This is a genomic window from Acetobacter sp., assembly GCF_047721705.1.
In the GTDB taxonomy this organism is placed as follows: Bacteria; Pseudomonadota; Alphaproteobacteria; order Acetobacterales; family Acetobacteraceae; genus Acetobacter.
This window is the reverse complement of the sequence record NZ_JBDNXK010000155.1, coordinates 1-4264: the sequence shown is the minus strand read 5'-3', so window position 1 is coordinate 4264 and position 4264 is coordinate 1. Positions and strand designations below refer to the sequence as shown.

2 protein-coding genes are annotated in these 4264 nt (G+C 51.1%); one reads left to right on the top strand and one right to left on the bottom strand.

Translation table 11 applies throughout. From position 1 onward, the window contains the following. Nucleotides 1-138: 138 nt before the first annotated feature. Nucleotides 139-2982 carry a Hint domain-containing protein gene (locus ABF824_RS15770; RefSeq protein WP_415489916.1) on the top strand — a complete coding sequence of 948 codons (2844 nt, stop codon included), beginning with the start codon at nucleotides 139-141 and terminating at the stop codon, nucleotides 2980-2982. Between the two features lie 82 nt (nucleotides 2983-3064). Here ABF824_RS15770 and ABF824_RS15765 read toward each other — a convergent pair whose 3' ends face one another. After that, on the bottom strand, nucleotides 3065-4009 hold the full coding sequence (locus ABF824_RS15765) for a glycosyltransferase family 8 protein (protein WP_415489915.1): 945 nt from the start codon (nucleotides 4007-4009) through the stop codon (nucleotides 3065-3067). Between the last annotated feature and the right edge of the window lie 255 nt (nucleotides 4010-4264).

The following is a 4264-nucleotide window of genomic DNA, read 5'->3' as shown; positions in this document are numbered from 1 at the left end:
AGGTTAACGAATGGTGTAGATGATGTGTAATTGTGCTGACTGTTCACCATTAAATCTGTCGTCCCGCGAGAGTTGGTTTATGTGCTGTCGATAGGGCACCGCCTCGGTACGGCCGATTTCGGAAAGGTTTCTGGAAATATGGCATCAACATCCTGGAACGGTTCGTCGTCTGACGATTTCTATGATCCCGCGAACTGGTCAAATGGTGACCTGCCGCAAAGCCACACCTGTCAGGATGCTCATATTGGCGGGACAAGTGAGAGTGACCGTGCGGTTGCTGTGGCGAACGGACAGTCTTATGGGCAGATTCATTCCCTTTCCATTGATGACTATGGCACGCTGAAGATCACGGCTGCGCCCACCAGCGCCGAAGGGGGCAATGTATTTGCCGTCTATGCTCTGGAAATTCAGCCTGAAGGTCAGCTTATTATTGACACGTCCGCTCAGGTAGAGCTGGGGCTTTATACCGAGAATCGTGGCGGCACGATCAGTATTCTCAATAATCCCGGTAATGTCATTCTGGACGGTAACAGCCTGAATGGATCAGGCACGTTAAATCTGGTGAATTCGACGCTCGGGTCTGAAGCGGCTCCGATTCATATCCCTGATATGGATATCACGCTTCAAAACGGCAGCACGCTTTACACCGCTTGGAATGCCGTCGGAAAATCCATCACTTTTGACCCGGCTACAAGTAACACGGTTGTGTTGGATGGTAGCGATTCGCAAATCACAACACCGATTTATGGTGTTTCAGAAAATGCACATTTCGCCATCAACGGCCTTGGTCAGAATGTTCCATCCTCAGCCTCCTATGTGTCCAATGGAGACGGAACGTATAGTCTGGTCATCTCTTTCCAGAACAGATCTCCGCTGACACTTGCAGATATCGTGCCAGCCGATGGTTTCGTTCCGACTGGAACGGCTTCCATCGTCAAGGATGCTGCAGGTGACTGGGTCATCTCTGATGCCAATGCTGCATCGACCAACCCTGACTATACGGCGACATCCACTCATCAGCAGCTTCAGCAGGCAGCAAGCTACGCTGCTGATCTGAACTCAGATTCTACAGCGACCACAACCGGCTTTACCAATCACTCTGCTGTAGCGACGGATCATTTCACGGCCACCGGGACAGCTGACAATCCTGCGGCTTGGGAAGATGCCAGTAACTGGAGCCTTGGAACCGAGCCTCAGTCCGATAGCTGCTATCATGCCGCATTCGATGGTACCGCTAGCAATCCGATCTATGCGATTGTAACGCAGCCGAATCCGGCGCAGTTTGTCAGTCTTTCCGTCAACTCTGATGCGACACTGACAATCGCAGCGCCTGCCGGGCAGAATCCAAACAGCTACGTTTTCTCCACGGCAGGTTTCGAAGTCCGTGGGAATGGCGTGCTGAATATCGACACGGCAGCCAAGGTGGAACTGGGCGGCGTAAACGTTGTTGATGGAACGCTCAACATCAAAGGGAATGATGGCAACGTCATCCTTGATAACGGTCAGCTAAATGGCGGCGGCACTCTGAACCTGATCGATTCCACCTTTGGATCTCCAGATCATCCAATCAGTGCCGGTATTGCCAACATCAACCTGGAAGATGGCAGCACCTATTACGCGTCGCTCTATGGACTGCGAAATACGGTAACGTTTGACGACAGCGATAACGTCGTTGTTCTGAGCGGTAATACCGACAATATCGGTGTGCAGTTCGAGAACGTGAATGCCAATTCGCACTTTGCGATCAATGGCGACAAGAACAGCAAGCCGACGGCAGCGGTCTACACAAAGAACGAAGACGGCAGCTACACGCTGAATATCACTCTGGACAATGGCCAGACCATCACCTTGGCTCATATCCATACAGCTGATGGTTATGTTCCAGGTTCATCGAGCTTTACGCAGGATGCTGCTGGCGATTGGGTGATCAATACCAATGGCTCGGATGTCTGCTTTGTTGAAGGCACGCTGATCCGCACAACCCGTGGTGACGTGGCGGTCGAAGACCTGAGTGTTGGCGACGAAGTCGTCGTTCTCGAAGCTGACGAAGCAAGCCGTCGTATCGTGTGGATTGGTTTTAACGATGCGTCCGTGAAAGCCAATCTCTCCGACAGCGAAGCGGGTTATCCTGTTCGTATTCTCAAGGATGCGATCGCTGAAAATGTTCCGAGCCGTGACCTTCTCGTAACGGCCGAACATTGCCTGTTCCTTGAAGGCGGCTTTGTTCCGGTCCGCATGCTGGTGAATGGTTCGAGCATTTTCTACGATAAGTCCCTCACGTCTTATCGTTATTTCCATATCGAGACAGAACAGCACAGCGTTCTGCTGGCTGAGAATGCCCCAAGCGAAAGCTATCTCGACACAGGCAACCGTCGCTCATTCGTTGGTGGCCGGGTCGTAACTCTTGCCAGCCGTCATCTCAGCTGGGCTTCTGATGCTGCTGCGCCTCTTACCACGCAGCGCGAAGTCGTTGAGGGTTTGCACAAGCAGATTGCTTCCCGTGCGGCTCAGGCTCTTGGCCTGACTCTTCCGGCACGTGGGGCGTTGACCCGCAAGCCGGAGCTGGTCTTCCAGACACTTTCAGGCACAACCTTGCGTCGCCTTTCCGACGTCAATGGTGTGGTGACTGTTGAGGTTCCGGAAGGTGTGACGCAGGTCCGTATCTCTTCGCGGACAAGCTCTCCCTCGGATATCATAGGGCCGTTTGTCGATGATCGCCGCGAACTGGGTGTGCTAATTGCTGATGTCACTCTTCAGGATGGAGCGCATCGTCGTGCAGTGACATCGCATCTTGATGGAACAGCGAATGTTGGCTGGCACGCCATGGAATCTGGTGCGGCTGCGCGCTGGACCAATGGTTATGCTGTGCTGGATCTGGGAGATCGTGTTTCCGGCACAAAAGGTCTGCTCAAGATTCGCATTGCAGCAGCCGGTCCATATCGCGTTATGACTTCCGAAGATCAGGTGCGTATCTGCGCCTGATCTTACAAAGCCTTTATTATAATAAAAAAGCTGCGGAGTTTTTGCTCCGCAGCTTTTTTTATATGTTCAGGCTAGGGTTATTTCAGCATTTGATGTCGACATTGGCTTCATAAGCCAGAATGCGGCGTTCACGTTCGCCACCCCATTCGCGTCTTTCCTGCCAACGTTTGAACCGTTGCTGCAGGTGGTAGCGTTGTCTTTTTTTCCAATCCATCCGTTTCCAGTAAGGACGCAATTGGGGATAAAGCCCTGTGATTTCTTCATAAGGAAGAGAAGCAGTTCTATCCCACGGGATGAAATTTCCGTCCCAGGGTTTGGGAGAAGACATGAAGTGATAGATGCTGGGACGAATTTTCTCTTCCAGATCAGTGTTTTTCAGAAAGATTGGGAAATTCCATGTGAAAGACATGGAAAGACGGTGGGGTAAACCCACGATATTCAGAACGTCCTGATCTGGAAAACGTGCTTTGGCCTGAAATGACTGGAACTTTTCCCATGCTTCCGGTCCGGTTTTGGCCCAGCCTTCGCGTTCAGCATAAATCACACCGGAATTAAAATAATTCCGCGCCTGCTGGTCATTAAAACCAATAGCCGAGAAATGATTTTCGAAATCCCGGGATTGCGGATCCTGATCGCCGAGCGTGAAGCACATCGGATCAGTTACGGCAGAGAATTTCCCGGATGGCAGAGGATAGTGCAGCAGCCTGTCCAGATTGCCACGCATCTGGGTGTCGCCATCGACATACAGAAAACGATCATAATTCTGCGGCAGAAGTTCCGAAAGGAACAGACGTGCCAGCATCGCCGGAGCATGATGAATATCGGCACCTTCATGTGTCTGGAAAATGATGCCAGCATTTTCGCAGATATGTTCAAAAACTTTTTTTGTTTCCGGATCTATGTCGACACCGATAAGAAGGATGTCTGTCTGATCAGCCTGAGTATTCCATCGTGCCTGCAAGGCACTCACGAAGCTGGGAAAAAGATAACCGGCATCTGTCGTGTAACAGACACAAACATTGGGCATGATCTGACCTCACAAACGAGCAGCCCGCTTCTTGCGACGCAGGGCTGACTTCTTCTTTCTCACTCGATAACCAGTGTCTTAAAGAAAATTGTGACAAAATGAAGCGATGCGAAAGATTATTTGCTCATTAAGGTCAAAATACTTTGTCAGCGTTACTGCTTTTTGAAAAAAGGAGCAAGAATAGCCATTTGGGGACGCTCATCGCCGCTTCTGGTGGGTTCTATCGTGAACATGTATTCGCCCCAGAGCGGCCCA

Coding starts and splice junctions, on each gene's coding strand:
- ABF824_RS15770 (WP_415489916.1), top strand. CDS start 139: ATGGCATCAACATCCTGGAACGGTTCGTCGTCTGACGATTTCTATGAT.
- ABF824_RS15765 (WP_415489915.1), bottom strand. CDS start 4,009: ATGCCCAATGTTTGTGTCTGTTACACGACAGATGCCGGTTATCTTTTT.